This window comes from Evansella halocellulosilytica (genome assembly GCF_002335745.1).
GTDB classification, from domain to species: Bacteria; Bacillota; Bacilli; order Bacillales; family Salisediminibacteriaceae; genus Bacillus_CA; species Bacillus_CA halocellulosilytica.
The window spans coordinates 1294188-1315841 of record NZ_NIST01000001.1 but is presented as its reverse complement, the minus strand read 5'-3'; the positions used below and the strand labels follow the sequence as shown (position 1 = coordinate 1315841).

Annotated in this window: 23 protein-coding genes; 5 read left to right on the top strand and 18 right to left on the bottom strand. The window is 37.4% G+C overall.

Annotated features, from left to right (window positions below; translation table 11 throughout):
* Positions 1 to 63: 63 nt before the first annotated feature.
* Complete coding sequence (locus CD001_RS06380; protein WP_096186719.1) at positions 64 to 1299, top strand: MFS transporter; 1236 nt, start codon at positions 64 to 66, stop codon at positions 1297 to 1299.
* Here CD001_RS06380 and CD001_RS26840 read toward each other — a convergent pair.
* The 11 genes from CD001_RS26840 to CD001_RS06325 all read right to left on the bottom strand — a co-directional run bounded on the left by CD001_RS26840 (position 1236) and on the right by CD001_RS06325 (position 9124).
* Positions 1236 to 2060, bottom strand: coding sequence for a helix-turn-helix transcriptional regulator (locus CD001_RS26840; RefSeq protein ID WP_257009731.1), 825 nt, complete (start codon positions 2058 to 2060; stop codon positions 1236 to 1238). The two genes, CD001_RS06380 and CD001_RS26840, sit on opposite strands and share 64 nt — an antisense overlap.
* A gap of 205 nt (positions 2061 to 2265) precedes the next feature.
* On the bottom strand, positions 2266 to 2688 hold the full coding sequence (locus tag CD001_RS06370; RefSeq protein ID WP_096186718.1) for a hypothetical protein: 423 nt from the start codon (positions 2686 to 2688) through the stop codon (positions 2266 to 2268).
* Positions 2688 to 2897, bottom strand: a complete 210-nt coding sequence (locus CD001_RS06365) for a helix-turn-helix transcriptional regulator (RefSeq protein ID WP_096186717.1) — start codon at positions 2895 to 2897, stop codon at positions 2688 to 2690. Before CD001_RS06365 ends, CD001_RS06370 begins: the two co-directional genes overlap by 1 nt.
* 338 nt (positions 2898 to 3235) lie before the next feature.
* Positions 3236 to 3859 (bottom strand): NUDIX hydrolase, encoded by a 624-nt coding sequence (locus CD001_RS06360; protein WP_096186716.1) that lies wholly within the window; start codon positions 3857 to 3859, stop codon positions 3236 to 3238.
* A gap of 10 nt (positions 3860 to 3869) precedes the next feature.
* Complete coding sequence (locus CD001_RS06355; RefSeq protein WP_096186715.1) at positions 3870 to 4409, bottom strand: GNAT family N-acetyltransferase; 540 nt, start codon at positions 4407 to 4409, stop codon at positions 3870 to 3872.
* 8 nt (positions 4410 to 4417) lie between these two features.
* Positions 4418 to 5083 (bottom strand): HAD family hydrolase, encoded by a 666-nt coding sequence (locus CD001_RS06350; RefSeq protein ID WP_096186714.1) that lies wholly within the window; start codon positions 5081 to 5083, stop codon positions 4418 to 4420.
* A complete protein-coding gene (locus CD001_RS06345) occupies positions 5061 to 6008 on the bottom strand; it encodes an N-acetyltransferase (RefSeq protein WP_218839241.1) in 948 nt (315 codons plus the stop codon). The genes CD001_RS06350 and CD001_RS06345 overlap by 23 nt, the downstream gene beginning before the upstream one ends.
* A 424-nt stretch (positions 6009 to 6432) precedes the next feature.
* Complete coding sequence (locus tag CD001_RS26835; RefSeq protein WP_257009730.1) at positions 6433 to 6678, bottom strand: alpha/beta hydrolase; 246 nt, start codon at positions 6676 to 6678, stop codon at positions 6433 to 6435.
* Positions 6679 to 6894: 216 nt separating this feature from the next.
* Positions 6895 to 8022: a serine hydrolase domain-containing protein gene (locus CD001_RS06335; protein ID WP_179298635.1), complete on the bottom strand. Its 1128-nt coding sequence runs from the start codon at positions 8020 to 8022 to the stop codon at positions 6895 to 6897.
* Positions 7979 to 8575, bottom strand: a complete 597-nt coding sequence (locus CD001_RS06330) for a histidine phosphatase family protein (RefSeq protein WP_096186711.1) — start codon at positions 8573 to 8575, stop codon at positions 7979 to 7981. The genes CD001_RS06335 and CD001_RS06330 overlap by 44 nt, the downstream gene beginning before the upstream one ends.
* 270 nt (positions 8576 to 8845) lie before the next feature.
* The gene (locus CD001_RS06325) at positions 8846 to 9124 is read right to left on the bottom strand and encodes a hypothetical protein (protein WP_096186710.1); all 279 of its coding nucleotides are present in this window, start codon (positions 9122 to 9124) and stop codon (positions 8846 to 8848) included.
* A gap of 155 nt (positions 9125 to 9279) precedes the next feature.
* Here CD001_RS06325 and CD001_RS06320 point away from each other — a divergent pair, with 155 nt between their 5' ends.
* Entirely contained in the window at positions 9280 to 10671 is a 1392-nt protein-coding gene (locus CD001_RS06320; RefSeq protein WP_096186709.1) for an amino acid permease, read from the top strand.
* Here the strand turns inward: CD001_RS06320 and CD001_RS06315 are convergent.
* From CD001_RS06315 to CD001_RS06290, 6 genes are all read right to left on the bottom strand, one after another.
* Positions 10652 to 11281 carry a LysE family transporter gene (locus CD001_RS06315; RefSeq protein WP_096186708.1) on the bottom strand — a complete coding sequence of 210 codons (630 nt, stop codon included), beginning with the start codon at positions 11279 to 11281 and terminating at the stop codon, positions 10652 to 10654. The two genes, CD001_RS06320 and CD001_RS06315, sit on opposite strands and share 20 nt — an antisense overlap.
* A 553-nt stretch (positions 11282 to 11834) precedes the next feature.
* On the bottom strand, positions 11835 to 13403 hold the full coding sequence (locus CD001_RS06310; protein ID WP_257009729.1) for a M3 family metallopeptidase: 1569 nt from the start codon (positions 13401 to 13403) through the stop codon (positions 11835 to 11837).
* 107 nt (positions 13404 to 13510) lie between these two features.
* Positions 13511 to 14419 (bottom strand): UDP-N-acetylmuramate dehydrogenase, encoded by a 909-nt coding sequence (gene murB / locus CD001_RS06305; RefSeq protein WP_096186707.1) that lies wholly within the window; start codon positions 14417 to 14419, stop codon positions 13511 to 13513.
* A gap of 583 nt (positions 14420 to 15002) precedes the next feature.
* Entirely contained in the window at positions 15003 to 15344 is a 342-nt protein-coding gene (locus CD001_RS26830; protein ID WP_257009728.1) for an anti-repressor SinI family protein, read from the bottom strand.
* 8 nt (positions 15345 to 15352) lie between these two features.
* Complete coding sequence (locus CD001_RS06295; RefSeq protein ID WP_096186705.1) at positions 15353 to 16051, bottom strand: response regulator transcription factor; 699 nt, start codon at positions 16049 to 16051, stop codon at positions 15353 to 15355.
* Between the two features lie 12 nt (positions 16052 to 16063).
* Entirely contained in the window at positions 16064 to 19381 is a 3318-nt protein-coding gene (locus tag CD001_RS06290) for an ATP-binding protein (protein ID WP_257009967.1), read from the bottom strand.
* 185 nt (positions 19382 to 19566) lie between these two features.
* On the opposite strand from CD001_RS06290, the gene CD001_RS06285 reads away from it, so the two are divergent.
* The 3 genes from CD001_RS06285 (at position 19567) to CD001_RS06275 (ending at position 21347) form a co-directional block, all read left to right on the top strand.
* Positions 19567 to 20355 (top strand): YihY/virulence factor BrkB family protein, encoded by a 789-nt coding sequence (locus CD001_RS06285; RefSeq protein WP_096186703.1) that lies wholly within the window; start codon positions 19567 to 19569, stop codon positions 20353 to 20355.
* 120 nt (positions 20356 to 20475) lie between these two features.
* On the top strand, positions 20476 to 20751 hold the full coding sequence (locus CD001_RS06280; RefSeq protein ID WP_096186702.1) for an autorepressor SdpR family transcription factor: 276 nt from the start codon (positions 20476 to 20478) through the stop codon (positions 20749 to 20751).
* Entirely contained in the window at positions 20748 to 21347 is a 600-nt protein-coding gene (locus tag CD001_RS06275) for a hypothetical protein (RefSeq protein ID WP_096186701.1), read from the top strand. The genes CD001_RS06280 and CD001_RS06275 overlap by 4 nt, the downstream gene beginning before the upstream one ends.
* A gap of 66 nt (positions 21348 to 21413) precedes the next feature.
* Here CD001_RS06275 and CD001_RS26825 read toward each other — a convergent pair.
* Positions 21414 to 21654: transposase (locus CD001_RS26825; RefSeq protein ID WP_257009727.1), on the bottom strand; the 241-nt coding region annotated here is incomplete at its 5' end.

The following is a 21654-nucleotide window of genomic DNA, read 5'->3' as shown; positions in this document are numbered from 1 at the left end:
ACAACAACATTACAGAAGATGCTATTTAGCATATGTTCTAACCTATTTTAAGAGGTGGTTAGAATGTATCGAAAAGCATTAAAAAACAAAGACCTACTCCTCTATTTATCTGGAGCAGGGATATCCCAATTAGGAAATATCATTGCTGGACTGGCATTTTTGTTTCTCGCTTATGAATTGACTGGTTCGAGTATTCATACGACGGGGGTTGTTATAACCCAAGCACTCCCTTATCTTTTCTTCGGACTCATTGGTGGTGTCATCGCTGATAAAGTCAATAAAAAGCAGTTACTAATTTGGTTAGATCTATTGAGAGTGCCTATCATCCTATCACTCGTAATCCTTTACCAGATGGACTCGCTAATGTATTGGCATTTAATTACAATCAGCTTAACTATTCAAAGCTGCGGTTGCTTTTTCAATCCCGCCTATCGCGCTGTCTTACCTTTCATAACTAAAGATGAGGAAAGAACGACTGCCAACAGTATGCTCGATATCGTCACGAGAGGTGTACAAGTATTATCACCTATGTTCAGCATCGGGTTAATTAGTACAGGTCAGGTAATTCATTTCTTCACTGTTGACGCCATTACGTATTTGATTAGTGCCTGCTTAATTTACAAACTAAAATGGAATGATAATTATCCTGCAAACGATAATAAAAACACATTCAATTTATTTGAACCTATTCTAGAGTTCTTCATTTGGATAAAAGATGAATTCACCATCAAAACTCTGTTTTTGGCCACCTTTACGGTCGTCTTCTTTAATACTTGGGTATGGCAAGTCGGCTTGTTATTAAGTCTCGTTGACTTTACTAGAAACGGGGAGGAGATGTATAGCCTACTATTAGGATGGTATGGTGCCGGGGTTATCGTGATTAATTTTATTGTTCCGATCATCTGGAAAAAAATGTCCCTTACAACTTATTTTATCGGTTGTTTACTTTGGGGGACAGGCATTTTAACCATTGGGTTTGCCAGCCATATTTCACTTTACTTTATTGGTGTATTTATCGTTGCGATCGGCCTTCCTATTACAGGGCTTTCCAGAGTATTTCTTATCCAAACATGCGTTCCAAAGGATAAGCTTGGACGGGGATTTAGCTTTAATGCAGTGCTTCTCTATGTTTCAAACGTTCTGTCATTAAGTTTTTTCGGTTTTTTATCTACATTTATTGAAACTTCAGTCATCTTTTTATTATGCGGGAGCTTGATGATGGGAACTACATGTATTTATTTGTTCATTTGTTTCCGGAAAACATTTGGGGTGAAACCGTACACACGCTTAAACAGTTGATTATAAACAGAAACAGAAGAAAAACCACTGTCCAAAGCGATATCTATAATCGACTTATTCGATTCTACTAACCATTGCTGACTTCTGACTAAACGGTACAACTGCAACCACGAATAAGGTGCTACACCGGTTGTTTCTTTAAAAAGATGTGAAAATTGGTATTTACTTAAATATGCTACTTCGGCCATTTCATCTAAACTCCATTGATGCTTATAGTTTTGTTTGATTGCATCCATCGTTTTATATAGTATTGAATGCGCCCCTCGAAACGATGAAATACGTAAATCATATGTATGAGTACCTATACAATTTTTATACAAAAGCAACCCTAATTGATGGAAACTATGGTCTAAAAATAAATTTAATGATTCATCATCGCCCCCTTCCATCTCCACTTGAATATATTGGTGAACGAAATGTACCCATTGCGCTATTTGTGGATGCTTTTGAGACGATAAGGCAAAACAAAGCTCTGGTGACTGAACTTGAAAGGAATTGGAGATATCGTTAAGAAATGAACGTTCGAGTTCAATTAGAAACTTATGCTTTTCTGTTCTCAATTGTCTATGCCTGTCATGAGGGTTTAAAAGAATAAATTCGTTCTGGAACAATGATACATCCTGTTTTAATGTCTCGTATCGCATCGTCCCATTAATTGAATAGATGAATTTATAACACGAGTCATCACGCCATTTACTTTCCGATTTCTTTTCATTTGTTGATAATAACAGACCATTTGATCTCTTAATTAACGTAGCCACTCACTTCTCCCCCCATAATCTCTTCTTTATATTCTATCACTTTTTCTACTAATCAAAAAATACACCTGATGATTGTCTAATCCGGTGTATTTTTCCTTAGGTGTAGAATTTTCCGTGGTCCTATTGTTCAAAACTTATCGATATTACTAAGGTGCCTTTCCACTTGACCGTTCTTTTTATATGAAAGTAACACATCATTGATTCATTACTTCAAATACTTATTCACTTCGTAAGAATAAATAAAGTATTGGACCGTACCCATAACGAACATTATAATTAATGGGATTTCTGGAAAATATGGAAATGCAATAAACAAAAGGGCAGCTGCTGGTATAGCAAAGTAATAAAATATGTACACTTTCCTGCAAGCTCTGTTCGTTACCCACTGCTGACCTTCATCATTTTCTTTTAGTTCGTATGGGATTAAGGTGACTAATTTAATTTTCTGATCTGGATGCCTTTTGTTGTGTAATAATATCATCCCAATGTAAACAATAAGTCCTGCTAATAGTAATGCTGACCATAGAGGATACCATTCCCTGTTTTGTGATGTATCGTACAAGGCAAGCATCATAAACCCTAAAAAGTATGTCATTGTAAACGGAGAACGAACGATCCGCTCAAGCATCAGCTTTCCTCCTCACTTTCCAGCCAAAACACTTCTTCCAATGGCATCGAGAATTCCTTTGAGATTTTTAACGCCAACGTAACTGAAGGTGAATAGTCGCCTTTCTCAATCATTCCAACTGTCTGCCTCGTGGCTCCAATTTTTTTTGCCAAATCACCTTGCGTCATTTGAAACCTCGCACGCAATTCTCGAACACGATTACGTAGCATAGGCAAGACCCTTTCCTTTTCTTATTCGGCTCAGTAACCCTACATATTAATCATTGGTTTTCATGTACACGACATCTTTTAATAAATCTGCATCATTTTTTCGAAAAAACCAGTTTCAGAAATGATCCGAAATGAATCCATGTCATTTTTTACCAATAATCACGGTGAACTTAGCCATATATTAACTAACAGTGTAAGTAATCTTTAACATAGTGTCAATGATCATTAACATTCTGTACATATTGACAGTGTATTCCGCGACTCGACATTTTCACCTAAAAAATAAAAAAATCAGCCTTCCTCCATTCCCTCTGAAAAGCCCAGCACAAAATGTTTTACTATGATATAGACTCTTTTATTTTATTTAATACAGTTTGATAGTAGGAAGTGTCGTGCGGAACGAACGCTTCTTTGCCTACACTTTTATTCACACTTACCCTTTCTCCTGCATGATTTACTTCAAAGCCCTCTACGTTTACATGTTCTCTCTGACCTAACCAAAGCTGTGAAAATTCGTTAAAATTTGCTCGAACGATACCTGAGACTTCGTCAGTTTGCAAATCGAATTCATCAAAAGAATGATTGATTACATATAAAAAAACGTGTGAAAGCTCTCGATCAATGAATGTTTCTTTTATGACCGTATACGGAATGACACCAATCGAAATCATGTCGTCAAAGGAAACGGAAATTCCCGTTTCTTCTTTTACTTCACGAACACCGTCCTCAATTGTTTCATCAGCTAAAATATGACCTGCTGCCGTGATATCTAGTAAGTTTGGATAGTCAGCTTTCTTACCGCTACGCAGCTGTAAATAAATATAATGAGTTTGTGCTTTCTTTTTCACAAACCAGCAATGGAACGTTTCGTGCCAATAACCTTGCCTGTGAACATCCTCTCTTGTTGCGACGCCGACCTTCTTGCGATTGTCATCAAAAATTTTTAACGATTCGCTATCCATGTTTGTCCTCCTAAAACGGTACATCGTCCAGCTGGGTTTCTGATCTTACACCGTGTACCCAATCACTTCGAATGATCGCATAAACGACTGAATCAACGACACTACCATCATCATTCTCCCATGACTTTCGTAAATACCCTTCTTTTTGAAACCCACAATGATAGAATGTCTTTCTCATCGGATAGTTATCATAGCGAGTATAGGCTTCAATCCGAAGTTTTTCAGCAGAGCTAGAAAAAACATAATCCACTACCCATTTCAGACATACTTTGCCATAGCCTTTCCCTCGAGCTTGTTCTGCAAGCCGCAAATCATACAGCATCGGCATTGTGTCTGACATATCGTCAAGAATGATCAATCCAATGCGAACGCCATTTTCAATAACCCAAAATGTTTCTCTGCTACCTTTATACCATCCGCAATCAAATCGTTGTGCAATCTCGTCTTTTTCCGGATGAGGATCAGCGTGATATTCCCAATTATTCATCGTATAAAAATCTATTAATTCCTCTCGTTCATTTGCTAACCTTTTAAAATGTAACCGCCCCATTTTTCTCCCTACTTTCTCCAATCTTCAACAACTTGTGGTATGTCTATAAGGTTCTTAATGACAGCATCCGCCTTTTCACTTCCCCAATGATCGTTTTTCACCCATATTGCCTTCATCCCAACATTTTGAGCAGCTTCAACATCTTTTTTCGGATGATCGCCTACAAATACACTTTCTTCTGGTAAAACGCTTAACTGCTTCAATGCTTTTCGAAAAATGTTAGGGTCTGGTTTCTTCATCTTTTCCCATTCCGAAACGAGAATTGTGTCAAAATAATCTTTTATTTGCAAAGCGGCAACATTATCTATTTGGAATTTTCCTCTTCCGTTCGTAATCATTCCTAAAGCATATCCTTTGCCTTTCAAAGCATCTAACGTCTCCTTTAATTGTGGAAACGGAACACAGTGATGTTTAAATTCAGATATGTAATCATTGAGCAAGTTTTGCACGGTTAATGATTTAATTTTTAGTTCAACTATTAGCTGCTCATACACTTTATCTTTCCAGACATAGCCGTTGTCGTCTAGTTCAATAAATCGACCTAAATATTCATCCTTGTCGATATGACTAAGATCATCATATAAACGATCATACTGATCTTTTATAAAATGAAGTAAAGAATGTTCTCGATCTAATAACGTACCATCCAAGTCAAATAAGACTGCTTTGATCATTGCATCGTTCTCCCTCTTTCATCTGATAAGTAATCCAAGCTGGTGCTGGAGAAAAAGGAAAGTACTTTAGCATCTCCAGCGAGTAAATGTCAGTCGTGTCAATTTCACCTTCTATTACTTCATAACGACTTTTTAGAGCAAATTTAATTTGAAGAGAAGTGAGGAAGTGAATATAAGATAAATCTGTTAAATCCCTTGTACCTCGCCAGCCAAACTCTAGCTTATTTTCCATATCTGAATAGTGGAGGAGAGCAAAACCAACGAGCCCGTTCATATCTCGAACAATGAAACTACCTTTAAGGATTGTGTCATCTCCAAAAATTATTTGTTCCCATATGTTTTCATCATACACACCGAGTGGATTACTTTTATGTGTTTCTTCATATGTTCGCATTATAAAGTAAATGATCTCTCTTTGTTCTTCCAATTCATGCAATTCTGAGAAAGTTTGAACTTTCAATAACTTACTAGGAGTATTGACCAAAAGCCTAATTGAATTTTGAACGTTGAGTGAAGTAATAAATGTCCGCCGTAGTTCTTTGAATCCAGTTCTCTCATAAAAATCTTTAAATGAAACGTTCGTCTCCCAACATGACGTTTGTAGAGGGAATGTTACATGATTGTTGCCTTCAATCTGTTGAAGCAGTAACCGTTCTACTTGTCCGTTTCGAAACCTTGGGTGCACGACCATAGCAAAGTATGTTGTATATGGATGAAAGATCGTTTTCCAAGCAGTTATGAAACCAACTAAATCCGCTGCTTTCATGACAGCATATGTACATCTATTTTTACGACTATTTATTCCTCTTTTCACATATTGAATTGACTGTTCATCAATTCCAAAGGTGTTATTTAACAATTCATTAAGTGCTCCTGAATTGACCTTATCTGTAATTACATACAGGGGTTGCTTATTTTGCACCATAATCTCACCTTTTCATTTAAAAGAGCTCATTCGTAAAGTTTTTGACCATCCTTAGAAAATCATCTTTTTCTTCTATAAACGGCATGTGATTACTTTCCTCAAAAACATTTAATTTGGCATTTCTAAGCTTAGTAGCAATTTCTTCAGAAATTTTGAGTGGACATTGCGCATCATGCTTACCGCAAAATACATAGGTACGAATCGATATTTCTTTTAGCTGCTCTCTCATAACAAGTTGTGGCAATCATTAAACAAATAATAATCAAGCCGCTTTTGCACTATTCTCCCACTACTTGGCATTGAGAAGTATTCATTATACTTTTCTGGTTTATAAAGAGACATCTCTGTCCACTCCCGACCAGCTTTTTGACGATCCTCCTTCGAAGAATCCGGAGGTTTTAAAATCGAGAATAGATCTATTAATCTAGCATTTTATTGGGCATTTCCTACTATACATACTGCTCTTGTCTCCCATGTAATCACTCGAGGCAGAAGTTCCACCAATAACCATCTTTGTCAGCGAATCTGGGAACACCTCCGCATACACTAGCCCTAGCATCCCACCTGTTGAATGTCCTCCACAACTCCATTGTTGAAGGTCCAACGGTCTGATTGCTTCTAAATCTATTACTGACTCTTTCATACTCAACTGATCATCTGTTTGAGCCATACACGAGTTATCCGCTTCTCTAAGATTCACTAAATCAAAAGTAAAATGTTCAATAAAGGTATCAGCAAAATAATTGCAAAGTTGATTAAAATCGCTATATAAATGAGTAATACAAATCGGAGATCCACTCGCGTTCGTTAAAACCTCAAACTAACCTCTATAAGTATGTATAATTTCCTTGACCTACATTGAAAGAATCCCCCTAGAGCTCAAGGTTTATAATTTTTCTGGATACTCCCACTCCATGTCAAACAAAATCTTTTCCATTGCCAGCATCGTATCATGATGAATTTTGTTTTGTTCCCGTTTTATATAGTCGACGTTGCTTGCGTAAATTATCGTTTTATTGTAATCAACATAACGGATCATCCCTAAACAATAACCGGCCCAATAGCCATCATGGTAGACAATTTTCCCGAGATTAGTATCCTCTTCAATTTTCCAGCCAAAACCGTAGCCTGCAGCGGCATTTATGTGAAAACCTGGACAATAGCCGATGCTTTCTCCGTTAATGATTGTAGGAGTCAATGCTTTTTTCACCGTTTCATTGTTTAGGATTTTCTCTGTATACCATGCTTGTTCAAACGCAAATAAATCATCAATCGTTGAGCTTAATGCACCATCACCGTAAACGCCATCAAGAAAATATACATAATTGTTGTTCTTTCGATCATCAGGCAGGTGAAATGACTGTGATTGGTGGTCATACATATATCCGATTGCATAATTTTTAATTTGTGACGGACGAATTCTCCGTGAGTGCTGCAGCGTGTTGTTCATTTGCAGTGGCTCAAAGATCATATCTCGTAAAAATTGTTCAAACGACACTTTAGATACTTGTGCAATGATTTCCGCAAGTAGAACATACCCAGTATTGCAATACTCCCATTTTTCACCCGGGGCGAAATACACCTCCGGCTGCTTTTCAGATATATATTGAAGAACACCTTGATTCGTTGCAATTTTTGCGGGATCCCAATTTTCATCGTTTTCAAACCACACCATATAATCCGGCAATCCGGACGTATGGTTTAATAAATGGTAAATCGTCACATGTTCATATGGTAGCTCCGGGAAATACGTTTGAAGGGACTCGTCTAGTTGAAGTTTTCCTTGCTCAATTAAAACGAGAATCGCCGTTGCTGTAAAAGGTTTTGTGAGTGAAGCAATTTCAAATTTCGTATGTTTATTTAACGTTTTTCCAGAATGAAGATTTTCACCAAATGCTTCATGAAAAATCGGTTTCCCATCCTCAGCAGCAAAAGCTACCCCGCTTATTAATTTTTCATCGGTTATGTATTTAAATAGTCGCTTCATCTCGTTTGCTTTCATTTGTTCCGACATATTCTTCTCCTCTCTGTTTTTCAAATAAATATAGTTTGCCATTTGCAGGCATCCGAATTTTCGGTCCTATGAAGCCTCTTTTGGAAAGTTCTTTTTGTAAATAAATCATTGTCCCACCGTGACTGACAATTAAGATATTTTCTTCACCATGGAAAAGAATATCATCAACTGCTTTACGAACCCTCTCTTTAACGATTTCCTTCGTTTCTCGTTGTGAAGGATGATGGAAAAGCCATGCAAGTCTAACAGCCACAACCCAAAAGATGAACGGTAGCTTAAGTCTACGAGAAAATAGTGGATATGCTTTCACCTCCCGCAATTTATCAGACATCTCCAGTTCGTCACTAAAAATATGCTTAGCTGTCGTTACCGCCCTTGATAGATCGCTAGAATAACAGCTTTGCCAATCTACATCCATAAGATCTGTTTCACCGAGTTCAACCTCTGCTGTATTGTACTCTTCGAACCAGTCGATCAGCTCGTCTGAAGTGATCAACCACTTAGAAGGCTTCCGTTTTTTCACTTTAAAATGGCGCACGAGTCCAATTTTCAAATCGAGACCCTCCATTGAATACAATTTACTCTCTATTATGGATGAATTTTCTAATTTTTCAAATGATTTTTTTAGTCATTGCTGGAGGGAATGAAAGGGAGGTTCGTAAAAGCCCTTAGGGCACTTTATTTGTTTTTAGGAAATAGGGGGAAAGATTGTTGTTTATTCGTTAAAGCGGAAATTATTATTATATGCGCGTCTTTGTTCTTGTATGCATAATATTTTTATTATTTTTGCGAACTTCAAAAATTTACTGAGCAAATGTCTTGTTCACTCTACTTCAATTTCAATATCTATTTTTTCCCCGCCAACTGATAAGTGGGAGAGAACTTCTAACTCCGGATTCAGCTTTGTTAGCCCTTTAACATACGGTGTCACTAAATCTTTAAAGTCTTCAGTTGCAGCAATCCCCTGCAAAACTCCGTACACGTACATCTTTTTCTCTTCCATTAAAAAGGCGAGATAGCCGACCGGCTTATTTTTATCAGTAACAATATTTAAAACTTGTGCATCCTGTTTGAAGAATTCTGGTGAAAAATATAGTTGCAAAGTGATCCCTCCTATCCGATTGAGATTTTTCGACAAGTGCCTGGCACTTAGTATGAGCGATATTTTGACGTGTAATTCGCTTAACGATGCTTTTTTACATAAACTGACTTGTTTTCAGGAAAAATAGAAGCAGGATAAACGAGTGGGGGAGTATGATGATGTCGAATTCCGGGACACAAAAAGAGAAAAAGCTGGAATGGTGGCAGCTTTCCTTATTAGGTGTTGCCTGTACAATTGGAACAGGTTTTTTGCTTGGTTCAAGTATTGCTATTACGATGGCAGGTCCTTCCGTCGTCATTGCTTTTGCCCTTGCCGCTATCGGCACATATTTTGTTTACGAGGCATTAGCAAAACTCTCAATCGCGGACCCGCAAAAAGGGTCGTTTCGTATTTATGCGAAAAAGGCTTATGGACGTTGGGCTGGTTTTTCTTGTGGCTGGGTCTATTGGTTATCAGAACTATTAATTATGGGAAGTCAACTAACAGCATTGTCGATCTTCTCTCAGTTTTGGTTTCCTAACGTACCACTATGGCTGTTCGCTTGTGGATACTCACTTTTAGGCATTATTGTCATTCTTACTGGGGCAAAGGGGTTCGACAGAATTGAAAATTTACTCGCTGTCTTAAAAGTTGCCGCTATCGTCATGTTTATTATTTTAGCTGCCGCTGCTTTAATGGGTTTTTTAGGAGGACGTGAACAAGAAGGTATCCAAGCGGCCAACCTGCCGCGTACATTTGATGCGTTTATGCCGAATGGATGGAGAGGTCTGCTTCCAGCATTAATCTTTGGTTTTTATGGGTTTGCTGGAATCGAGATTATCGGACTTCTTGCGATTCGTTTAAAAGAGATGAAAGATGCGATGAAATCTGGCAGAGTGATGTTTGTGCTGCTTGCAATCATTTATATTGTTTCTCTTGCTCTTGCGTTAATGTTGCTGCCGTGGAATGAGTTCAGTACTGAAGAAAGTCCTTTTGTATCAGCACTTAACAACTATCAAGTTCCGTTTATTGCTCATATCTTTAACGGTGTTTTTATTATTGCTGGCTTTTCGACAATGGTCGCTTCAATGTTTGCGATGATTCGAATTCTCGTTAGCTTAGCAGAAGGTTATGATGCTCCTCATTTTTTAGCGAAAACCGTCATGAAGGCAACCGCCCTGCCTGCTATTGGTGTGACGACGTTAGCCATAATTGCTTCCATCGTGTTGTCGTTGCTTATGCCAAACAGGATTTACGAATATTTTACAACAGCAGCTGGCTTGATGCTGCTTTACAATTGGTTTTTTATTTTAGGTGCATATAACCGGTTACTTGAGCTGACAACGTTCGATAAAGTAAAACGAGGACTAGGTTTTTTAATCGTACTCATTGCAATTGCCGGTACAGCTTTTCATCAGATTAGCCGCCCTGGTTTTTTTGTCAGTCTGTTATTTATTGCTGTCATCGGCATTGTTACGTGGTTGATGATGCGTGTTTGGAAAAGAAATCATACAAATAAGCCTGATGACCCTCAACCAGGCTCTTTATTCAAAAAAATAAAACAGTAGCTGCTTGAATCCCGAAATATACTCCGAAACCGATCAAAGAGATACCGGATAATACAGATATACACATTAACAGACGATGGGTTAAATACTTTCTTAACGTGCTTGCAAATCCAGCCATCGTAAAATCCCATAATGTAATTCCTAAAAAAATTGCACAAATATAGAGGATCACTTCTTCTGTCCCATAAGACGTAACCGTTTTAGCTAAAACAGATCCAAAGATTCCAAGCCAGAACAAAATCGTTAACGGGTTAAACAATGACATAAAAAAACCTGACAAAAATGATTTCGTGTGAGATTCATTCGCTGACCGTGAATATGAGTAAGCCATTTTCCCTGCTCCAGTTAAACTTTCAATCCCTGTGTACACTAACACGAAAAAGCCGAACAGCCAAAGAAAAGATTGGATAAATGGAATCTCGACTAAATGAACGACACCTAAAAAAACGAGCATCATATACAGTCCATCAGCTACGGTCGCACCAAGACCGACTAGCCAAGCATGAAGAAAACCATTTTTAATGCCTCTGTCCAACTGCGCCGCATTAACAGGACCAATCGGAGCTGCCAATGAAAGTCCTAATATGACATACGTAAAAAAAACAGTCATGTAACCAGCCTCCAGTAAAAATACAAAAACCGTACAAGCTTTGCTTGTACAGTCTATTCAATGAGGCATCGTATTACGACTTTAAATATACGAAGAATTTCGACAGTCAAATTAGAAAAGCGCAAGCACCCTTAGTTATCGACAAAGCAAACTGGTTGGACAACGCCACGTACTATGGCATGCCCGACACTAAAACGTCCTGTGCGTCGGACTAAGCCTAGTGAGATAATAGAGAGTCGAAAAACTCACTTTTGTCTCTTTCTCTTCTAGTAAAGATTCGTAGTATACCCATCGAGACAAGGTGAAGGAAGTTTCTCAAGTCGATGGGTGCTGCCTCTTCCTCTACTAGCAACACTCCGTGGCATCAGTCGAGGCAAATCACTAGATCAGATCTTCGGCTAAAATCCCTGCATCCTGCGGGAACACCGAAGTTACTACATCCGTGTGGAAGCTCGTGATGTAAACGCTCTTCTATCAAGATATTGAAGTTTGCTATTTTCTTATCTTTGGGCATAAGATCAGCCTTGGACCTCATGCCCTTCACATAACCGTTTTATTTTTTATTAACCATATACTTCAATGAAAAATCCTCGCCACTGATTCTCTTAAACAAATCGTTATATTTATATGTCCCCGACGGTTTAATAACCTCAGTTTGTAAAAATTCACCGAATTGCTTCGGGGCATCCAAAATCTCATGGCCATACCTTTCTTTGAAAACTCGTTCAAGCATTTCACATGTGACATCACCCATAAAATAGTTATGGAGGTAAATCGGATGTGTCGTGAAATGGATCATATATGCCCATGGAGGAGCTTCCCCAAACGGTTCTTCTTGTAACACTTCTTTTTGATTTTTCCAGTAAACATCATAAATATCGTCTAAAGATTGAATATCATTTGTATATAAGCTATGGTCAAAGAAAATCCGAGCGATGCTTCGTATAGAATTCAGTTTCTGATATTCCTTTAATCTCGTAAACTCTTTTTCTACCTTTTCTGCATCTGCAAAAAACTTGTTGTAAAAAGCAGGGCTGTATAAAAATCCTTGGAACAAATTAGCGATTCCTTCACTAATGATCCCACTGACGCCCCTATTTAAAATAACCTCATCAGGGTCTAGCAGGAATGAGTGCACCGCATGTCCAGTCTCGTGAAGAAGAACACCGTACTCATAATACTTATTTTTAACATTCGCAAGAATTCGTGAGTCTATTGCTGTTTCCACTGGGAAATTATAGCCCCACTCCGACTTGTTTGCTCTCGGAAAAATATCGTACGTAATGTTCATTTCAGAGAGGTCAATCCCGAAAAGCCCGAAAAGTTCTTTAATATTCGTATAGTACTCTGACATATCGACATCTTCGTTTAAAGATGGCGCGATTTGTGATTGAATATATTGTTCATCCCACGGCATAATTTCATCATCATTTAGAAATTGCTGAGCATATTTTCGTCTTCCTTCTTTCATCTCAGGAAGAATGTCATGAAGCTCCTTTAACCAACTGTCGAACGTCGTTTCATCTAACTCATTTGACTCCAGCTTGTATGTGATGAAATTTTTGGCACCATATCGTTTTGCAAACTCTTTTCTTAAATTGATCAACTCGATAAAACCGTTATCAATCATAAGCTGATTAATTTGATTTCTCGCAAAAAATGCTTCCTTTCTTCTTTCACGGTCACTGTCCATACTAAGCACTTGGGCAAGCTCAACTGCTGACACTTCTTTTCCTTCCAGCTTATATCGGAACGTATTAAGAATTTTTGATAGTTCACTTACTTTCTTCTGAATCTTTACGTTCAACTCATTTAATTCATCTGAAAGGTGAAACGGCTTAAACGAGTTATGTAATATGTCAGCTTTCCTTCTGTCAGTTTCAGAAAGATCTTGCTTTATATATTCTTCTATTTCGCTAAAATTACGTTTGTCCTGCAAGACATCCATCATATCTACATATGAATCTTGGACACCAAAGTCGTAGCCTGTCGTGAAAAGTGTCCAATTCTTTTTACTATACTCAACTTGGCGTGAGTGGAGTTTCTCTGCGATTTCTGTTAGATTATTCATTGTTTTCTGACATGCACCCCCCAAAAAAATATTGTAATGAAATTGTAACATATGCCGCGTCCTGACGCGACGGATTTCTTTAGAGAGACGAAATAAAATATGTGGTGCCTGGCACCTGGAAAAAACAGGTAAACTTATTGGTTACCTGTTTTTTAGGTCTATTCATCTTCACCGACAAGCTTCACTTCAAGCTCTAGTTCAACACCGAATGTAGCTTTTACCGTTTCACGGACCATATTGATTGTTGAGATGTAGTCTGTTGCTGTCGCATTATTTTTATTAATAATAAACCCAGCGTGCTTCGTAGAGACTTCTGCTCCACCGAAACCTTTCCCTTGCAAACCACTGTCTTGAATAAGCTTTCCTGCAAAATAGCCTGGCGGGCGTTTAAATACACTTCCGGCTGAAGGATACTCCAATGGTTGTTTTGATTCTCGTTTGAATGTGAGATCATCCATCGTTTCTTTTATTAACGTGGCATCCCCTTTTTTTAAATTGAAGACAGCTTCAAGAACCATGTAACCTTTTTTCCCGAGGATACTTGATCGATAATCTAACTCAAGTTCATCTTTTGAAAGTTGGAAACGCTCTCCTTCCTTTGATACGACAGTGACGTGATCAATGACATCTTTTACTTCACCACCGTAGGCACCTGCATTCATAACCATGGCACCACCAATTGATCCTGGAATGCCGCAAGCAAATTCAAGACCCGTCAAACTGTGCTTTAACGCTGAACGGGATGCATCTTTAATATTTGCTCCTCCTTGTGCGATTAATTGATTTCCACGCACCTCAATGTCATTTAGTTTTTTTAGATTCATGACCACTCCGCGAATTCCACCATCACGGACGATCATATTTGAGCCATTGCCTAAAAGCATAAATGGAACATTGTTTTCATAAGTAAAAGCGACAACTTTGGCTGTTTGCTCATGCGTTTCAGGAGTGACGAAAAAGTCGGCTTTTCCGCCAATCTTTGTTAACGTATGGTTTTTCATCGGCTCATCACGGAGCACATTTTTTTCAGTACAAATATTAACTAATTTTTCATATATATGATTCATGTCAATTCCCTCTGTCTTTCATTGTATGTTATAAAAGGTGGACATCAAAGTCACGGATCGTCAAAAAACTCTTCCTGTGTCTGTAATCACCGATGACAATCAGCTACTTTTCACAAAACTTTGGACATCCATTTAAAATATTTCCTAGTTTAGTATTATGCATAATTCGTTTTTTGACAACTACTTTGGGCATAAATCGCAAAATTTCCCATTACTTTTAGATGATTTACCTCATTTCATCTAATGTTAAAGTTCGGATAGCCCTCTCTTTTTCCGAGTGCTATTCACAATCGGATTTATCCGTGAAATATTAAGTTTATCCAGTAAAAGATCAGTTTTATCCGCGATATATTGAGTTTATCCGGTAAAAAATCAGTTTTATCCGCTAACTAGAATGATTATAATGAACCAAACAGCAAACCCACTGCCCTACACACATAAATTGGGAATTAATATCCATGTGCCAGGCACCTGGATATATGCTGGATATATATAGAAATAGTTGGATACAAATGAGATAATACTTTTGACCGAACAAAAAAAGCTTCTTTTATATAGAAGCTTCAAAATCATCCATATACTATTATTTCACTGACATATGACAATGCATTTCATATTTTTTCAACCGGTCATAAAGCATCATACTTTTGTACATTTTAGAGTGATAAAAAAACCGCTGTACTTCTTTTACCGAGAGTCCCAATTCCTTCGCTTCCAATATTAACTCTTCCCATTCTTGATCCTGTACTATTTTTTCTTTCTCGGCATCCATATTATCCCCCCATTGCTTCATAACTTTAACGATATGTGTTTCATATATCATTAAGATTAATGCACAAAGGTTAAATGGAGATAAAATAAATAAAATTTTCTGAATTCCACCATTACAAATGTTCAATCCATATCCATGTACACGCTTCTTCACCTTACGTGTCAACAATATTTAAATTGATAACCTAGTCCCCTGACAGTATGAATATATTTTGGTTTTGCCGTATCAGTTTCAATTTTCCTCCGCAAGTTGCTTATATGTACTTTGACTGTTTTAATATCCCCAAAGCTGTCATATCCCCAAACATGATTATATAACTGTTCCGCGCTAAAAACATGCTTCGGGTGCTTCATTAAATAGATAAGCAGCTGCATTTCTTTTGCATATAAATCGACTTGCTCTCCCTTCATCGTCACTGTGTATGTTTCTATATTCACTTTAAGATCACCGAACTGAAACACCGATTTCTTTAGGGGCTTCTGAGGATGATTCATCTCCATACGTCTCAAATTAGCCTTTACCCTTGCAACAACCTCCTCAGGGTCAAATGGTTTCGTTATATAATCATCTGCACCGATCATTAAACCATTAATTTTATCTTCATGCTCCCTTTTTGAACTAAGAAAAATAATCGGAGAGGCCACATTCATCTCACGAATTTTCTTACATACTTCAAATCCATCCAAATCTGGAAGGACAATATCTAATAAAATCAAATCCGGTACCTTCTGTTTAACGTTCAATAATGCTTGATTCCCCCCTACTGCCTCAATAACGGTAAAATCATTCTGTAAATAAAGAGTAAGAAGGTGCAAAATATCTTGATCATCTTCAACGATTAATATAACTTTTTTCTGCATCGAACCCGCCCCCTATTTATCTTCATAGATTGGTAAAGTAAAAGTGAATGTTGTCCCGGCTCCTTTTTCACTTTCAACCCAAATGTGTCCTTCATGATAATGAACAATCTCTTTACTAATCGCTAAACCTAAACCAAGGCTGCCACTCTTTTCATCTCTAGACAGGCCACCGCGATAGAAACGATCAAAAATAAAAGGTACATCTTCTTTTAATATTCCTTTACCGTTATCTTGTACACAAATGAGCAACTGTTCCTTATGATCTTGAATTGGTTGTTTATCAGCACTTTCCAGAGTTGCTGCTTCTAATGCATCGTTTACTTTGTCATATGAAGAAGCCAACATTACTTTAACTGCAATGGATCCGCCTTTTTCAGTATATTTTAGTGCATTAAAAATTAAATTTGTCATTACTTGTTCGATTCGTTCAAAATCTATAATTAACTTTTTCTTTAAGCAATATTGATCTAATAAATCATCTTGAAGCTGGAACTGGTACCCCTTCGACGTAACAGCGAGCTCAAAAATGCGAGTAAACTTGTTAACAAATTCATCAACTGTAGCCTCTCTCCATTTAAAACTTACTTGTCCCGCTTCAAGCTTCGAAAGATCATATAAATCTTGGGTTAAGCGGTCGATAAACAACACTTTTTCATACATGACCTTTAAATATCGTTCATCGTTCGGGTCAATGATACCGTCGAGCATCGCTTTTAAGTAGCCTTGTAATGATGTCATTGGTGTCCCAAGCTCATGTGATATATTTGATAACAAATGCCGCCTTGCCTGTTCACTTCTTAACAAATCCTCTGATTTCGATTCTAGTTCGGCTGTCCTCTCTTTCACGCGCTGTTCCAATCTGGAATTCAAGGAAGCAAGTTCTTGATTCAGTCCTTTCATCTTGTAGGATTGATTCATGACACTCGTTAATGCCTGTTGCATCGTTAACAACGTATACACTCTCGCTAAAAGCTCTTCTTTATGACACGGTTTTGTTAAATAATCATTTGCTCCAAATTCAAAAGCTGTCACAACATCTCCAGATTCATTCCGTGCTGTCAACATTAAAATCGGAAGCTCTGTTAACGAAAACTTCTTCCTAATTTCATACGCCGTTTCATACCCTGATTTTCCCGGCATCATCACATCTAATATAACTAAATCGATTGGTTCGTCGGTTATCAACTTTATCACTTCATTCCCGCTGTTCGCTGTTAATACGTCATAGCCGCCTAGAGAAAGCTGGTTATGAAGAACTTGTAAGTTGACAGGTTCATCATCAGCAACAACGATTCGTCCTGTTGCTTTATTTGAGTTCTTTTGCTGTAGGGGAGAATACTCATCATCACCGATCTCTAATATAGGAGGAGTGCTTTCTAATTTTCTTTCTAACGACTCCCCTATATATATTGGTAAGGAAAATGTGAATATACTCCCTTTTCCAATTGTAGATTTCACTGATATTGAGCCCCCATGGAGTTCAATCAGATTTTTTGTAATACTTAGGCCTAAACCGGTACCTCCACGTGTATTTGTACCTTGCTCAAAATCATTAAAGATTGATTCAATGCTTTCCTCACTTATTCCAACTCCTGTATCTTCTACTCTTATGTACAACATATCTTTATACCGTTCCGCCCATAACGTAATCGTCCCCTCTTCAGTAAACTTAATCGCATTACCGAGCAAGTTGTACAAAATTTGCTGCAATCTCTTTTCATCTGCAGCGACTAGGGGTAAATGAGCTGGAACATGATTAATGAGTTGAATTGTTTTTTTTGCCGCTAATGAAGCTGACACGGAGAGGACGACACTAACCGCAGCCTTCACGTTCGTTGGCTGAATATTCAATTCAATCTCTTTATGCTTTAGCTTAGAAAAGTCCAGCAAGTCATTGATCAGATGAGTAAGCCTCCTACCACTAGAAATAATAAGATTGAGATGATGCTTTAGCGGTTCAGACACCTTGCCAGCAGCACCGTCTCTTACTGATTCCGCTACCCCAATCATGCCGTAAACCGGGGTTCGAAGCTCATGTGAAGTATTAGCAAGGAATTCATCCTTTAATTGATTCATTTTTTGCAAGCTTTCAACTACCATTTCCTGACTTTCTTTTGCTTGTCTTTCTGCTCTTTCCTTTTCATATTGAAGCAGCTTAAATTTATCAGCAAGTGCTAAAGAAAACAAGACAACCTCGACAGCTGATCCTATTTGTGAAGCGTACTTCGTGACAAAAACTAAAGGAAAAAATATCCCTGCATGAGCAAACGAAGAAACTAGTACCCCAATAATAAAAGTAATCCAGCCAAAAAAGAAATATCGAGCTGAACGGTAGCCTTTCCGCCAGCAATAAGCGGCTGTCACAACTATTGTAAAAATAATGACGACCGTTGAAACTGTTAATAGATCAAGAGCCAACGGATAATTAAATATAAGTACTCCAATCAACAGAACTTGAGAAAAAGTTAACCAAGATAATAGGACATGTAACTTTGGAGCATTCTCCTTTGTATGTAAAAAGTTTTTAGCGAACAAGCAGGCAAATATAAATCCAGCTGCCATGAAAAATACAATAGCACGATTATTCCACCAAGTGCTGTCAGGCCACACAAATTGATATGCAAGTCCATTTAGTGATAAATAAACCATTAAATATGTTGATATAAACAATACGTACCATATATAACTTTTTATTCTCAGCGAAAAATAAAGAAAGAGATTATATAAAATCATGACAAGGCCGATCCCGTAATAAATACCTAATGTAATGTATTCAAGTAGGCTTTTATTAAAGAATTCGTCCTCTGACCATAACATTATTTGAAGCTGCATCGAACCCTCACTTTCAAACTTTAAATAATAAGTTTGATTTGCTCCCTCAGGGACATTCAAAGGAAAAACAAAGTGACGGTGATCTACCTCTCTCTGTTCAAACGGAAAGAGATCGCCTAACTCTTTTTCTACCCTTTCACCACTCTCCAATTCATAATATAGAGTAATAAAATCATGTGTCGGATTACTTATTTCCAGCATCCATTCTTCAAGAGTAGACTGATTGTTCAATTCGAAACGGGTCCAAAAAGTAGATGTTGTATATCCGTAACTTGGTGTATGAACTTGTGGTATATAAAAGGACGAATCTAATTCCCCACTTGAAACATCTTCAATCGTCCATTGATTCGCTTCATCTTCAAGGATTTCTATTTTCAAATTTACATCATATTTTTCGCTGTTATCATTTAATTGTATAGGGGAGACAGCAAATGAAGGGCTTGCAAACGTGAAAATACCTATGCATCCAATAATCAAAATAAGATTGATATACTTCACCAAAATGTCTCCACCCCCTAGTAAAAATAATACTAAACTATTGAAAATTATGGTAGTTTTTATGACTTTAGGTCCACATATTTTTTATTAGCGAAAGAAAGTATTGTTTCTCAAAAGAAAAGTTTGGGAAAAATAAAGGAAGATTAACGTTAGAAAGCGTAATGTATATTTGATTGGAGGTAGCTATGAAAACATTCCAAATATTATATGAGAGATTTCGCGATCACCGTTTAGTTGATTTAGGGGCTCAATGTGCTTATTACCTCCTGTTATCTTTGTTTCCATTTTTAATTTTTGTCGTCACACTGCTATCATATTTACCGTTTACTTTTCAAGACTTATATGAGTTTATAAAGGTTGAATATATTCCAGGTGATGTTCTTGCAGTCGTTGAAGATCAGTGGGATGTCATTACTCGCGGTCATAACACAGGTGTGCTTTCTTTAGGGGCAATTTTCACCCTTTGGACTGCATCGCTTGCATTAAATTCAATTTTGAGGACACTCAACTTAGCTTACCATGTCACGGAAGTACGTGGTGCGCTCACGTCACGATTCATCTCGATTATTCTTACAATCGGTTTACTACTTGTCGTCATTGCCGCTTTTGTATTACAAATTGTTGGAGATCGTTTTAGTGAATATCTTGAATTTGACATGGCCTTCTTGGACGGTGCTTTTTTCCGTTGGCTGCTCAGTTTCATCATTCTATTCGTCGTTTTTACAATATTATATTTAATTGGTCCGAATATTCGACTCCATTTAAAGGAAGTGTATATTGGGGCACTATTTGCCTCAGTAGGCTGGCATATTACATCCCTCGGTTTCTCCTTTTATCTCGACAATTTTGCCAACTACTCAGCGACTTATGGCACAATAGGAACTGTCATTGCCTTAATGGTTTGGTTTCACGTCTCATCACTACTCATATTACTTGGCGGCGAAATTAATGCGATGCTAAAAGAAGATTTATGACATTAATAAATATTAGTGGAAATGATGGTTGATTATTCCATCATTTTCATGTACTCTTTTATTTAAGCAATTACTTAATTACTTAATCACTTAATTTTTGATACTGGCGGTGTTACACACATGGTAAATAATCGTTTATATAAAGCATTATCAGATGAAAATCGCAGAAAAATTTTAGATATTCTACTCGACGGAGATAAGACCGCTGGGGAAATTGCAACGCACTTCAATATGAGTAAACCTGCTATTTCACAACATTTATCTGTATTAAAAAATGCGGACTTAGTGTTTTCAAACAAAAAGGGCCAATACGTTTACTACTCATTAAATACGACAATTTTTCAAGAAATGATGAAATGGTTATTAAGGTTTAATAAAAAGGAGGAAGAAAAATGAGGAAAATATTAATCTGGTTACTTACAATCGTGGGCTTTATTTCTGGCTTATTCTTTTATTTGACTGTCTCTTCAGAAAACGTCACAAGTTCAAAAGAGGTCATCTCCTTTGTACACCCACTTGTTATGCTGTTGTTAGCTATCAATGTGATGGCTTTACCAAATGTTAGTAGGCTTAAGCAAATTTATCGCCGATACAAAAAAGGGATGGAGCATATTTTTCTATCTGTCTCTATCGTCGTACTTGTTTTACACGTAGCGGTTATGTTGTATGCAGCTGGTTTCTTGATCCATTTAATCGCCCTCGTTCCTTTATGTGTAGGAATTGTATTCATAACAACCGGGAATACACTGCCTAGATTTAAAGTCCCTGAAGATGAGCAAGTATCAATCACATCTATTTCATCAAAATATTGGAACAAACTGGTCCGCCCGTTGTCACTTCATCTATTTATCGGTGGAGCTGCCATGATCATTTGTGCATTTGCACCTGAAAATATCATTCTGCCTCTTTTCTTTACGGTACTCTTTTTCACGATAGCTTCAATATTATTTCGATCTAGAAAAATTATTAAAGCAGAAGTACATTCATTATAAGTGAGATTTTTACAAATTCCTTGTAAAGTCTACGAAATAAAAATAAGAGGCTGGGACAAAACAGTCTCAAATTAAGTAAAAAACGGTGTCAATTATCGCTTTTCGATAGTTGGCACCGTTTTGTTGACCTAAAATAGGTTGATGAGACTGTCGGGCGGTGTACTTTCTCAAGTTCACCGCCATAAGTGCAAATCCTAATTCATTTTTTACCTTCTTTTTGCCTCTCACCGACGTTCGGGTGAAATGCAAATTAGCCTTCAGAAACCCGAAGACTGGCTCGACATCGATTTTACGTTTCCCGTAAATC